Genomic DNA, 1,331 nt, shown 5'->3' with positions numbered 1-1,331 from the left:
ACCTGGTGAAGACCGAGAAGCAGAATGCGTTCGCCATCTCGCAGTACACCGATGTGATGACCATCGAGAAGTTTGCCAAGCACATCACTTCTCACGGCAGTGTGTATTCAAGAGCTGACATCAGCGCCATCCTCTACATGGCTGTGGACTGCATGAGAGAGATGCTGCTCGAAGGCAAGAAGATCCGTCTGGGCGACTTCTCTCTCCTGCTCAGCTCCAAGGGCGCAGAGACTGCCGACAAGTTTACGGCGCAGAACATCACCAACGTGAAGGTTCAGTGGGATCCTGGCCGGTCATTAGGTCAAGGTCATTAAGGATTTCGTTTTTTTTCAAAATATCCCTCTATCATATAAAATAAGGTTAAATCAAGTTCGCCCTGCAAACAAAATTCATCCATAAAATCACTTTTCTGAATATTTTTTGTATTTTTGCAGATATATTGCGCTGATATGGAGTTGAGCATGGCTTATCCTCCTAGATTATAGGCGCATCATTATCAAATGATTTGAGCATGAAGAAGATATTATTCCTACACGGATTCTTCGCTACGACGGCAGAACTTTTAATCGTTTCACGGAAATAGATAAATAATTATGGAGACATTTAATAATGTAATAAACAGTGGCCAGCTTGTTCTGGTCGATTTCTTTGCCACATGGTGTCAACCTTGCAAGGCGATGCACCCCATTCTGGAGCAGGTGAAGAGTGTGTTGGGCGACCGCATCCGAATCATCAAGGTGGATGTGAACAAGTACGGCGTAATAGCAAGCCAATACCGCATTCAATCCGTGCCTACGCTGATGCTTTTCCGAAACGGAGAAGTATTGTGGCGCACAAGCGGTGTGGTAGATAAAGCCGAACTGCTGGCTACGCTTGATCCATTCTTGACATAAAAAGATGAAAAGAATAAAGGAAGAGCAGCGAGTTGTGGAGCAGATGATACGTCTGTACTGCAGGAAGAAGGAAGGCAATAAGGAATTATGTCCTGGGTGCCAAGAGTTGTTACAGTACGCTACGGCAAGACTGGAACATTGCAAGTTTGGCGAGACCAAGCCAACTTGCAAGAAGTGTCCCATCCACTGCTATCGCCCTCAGATGAAAGAACGAATGTGCAAAGTAATGCGCTGGGCTGGTCCGAGAATGATTTTGTATCACCCGATTGCTGCCATCAAGCATATCATAAGAGAATTATAAAATAGGAACATGAGCATGAATACATTACTAGGGTGTCCAGTTCTATGTTCCAATATTAACTCACTTGTTTGAGAGTTTTGGTTCGTTCTGTCACCCAGTTTTTGGACAAGTGCTCGGTAGTCCAAGCATCAATGTCC

At 44.8% G+C, this 1,331-nt stretch carries 2 protein-coding genes and 1 pseudogene; all 3 read left to right on the top strand.

From position 1 onward, the window contains the following. Positions 1-314, top strand: a pseudogene (locus tag DW830_RS15440) (DNA-binding protein); the annotation flags it as partial. A gap of 279 nt (positions 315-593) precedes the next feature. Next, on the top strand, positions 594-893 hold the full coding sequence (trxA, locus tag DW830_RS15435) for a thioredoxin (RefSeq protein WP_119250489.1): 300 nt from the start codon (positions 594-596) through the stop codon (positions 891-893). Positions 894-897: 4 nt separating this feature from the next. Further along, positions 898-1,194 carry a nitrous oxide-stimulated promoter family protein gene (locus DW830_RS15430; RefSeq protein WP_119250488.1) on the top strand — a complete coding sequence of 99 codons (297 nt, stop codon included), beginning with the start codon at positions 898-900 and terminating at the stop codon, positions 1,192-1,194. The last annotated feature ends 137 nt before the right edge of the window (positions 1,195-1,331 follow it).

The organism is Prevotella sp. AM34-19LB (genome assembly GCF_003468525.1).
Lineage (GTDB): Bacteria > Bacteroidota > Bacteroidia > Bacteroidales > Bacteroidaceae > Prevotella.
This window is presented reverse-complemented; position numbering and strand designations above follow the sequence as displayed.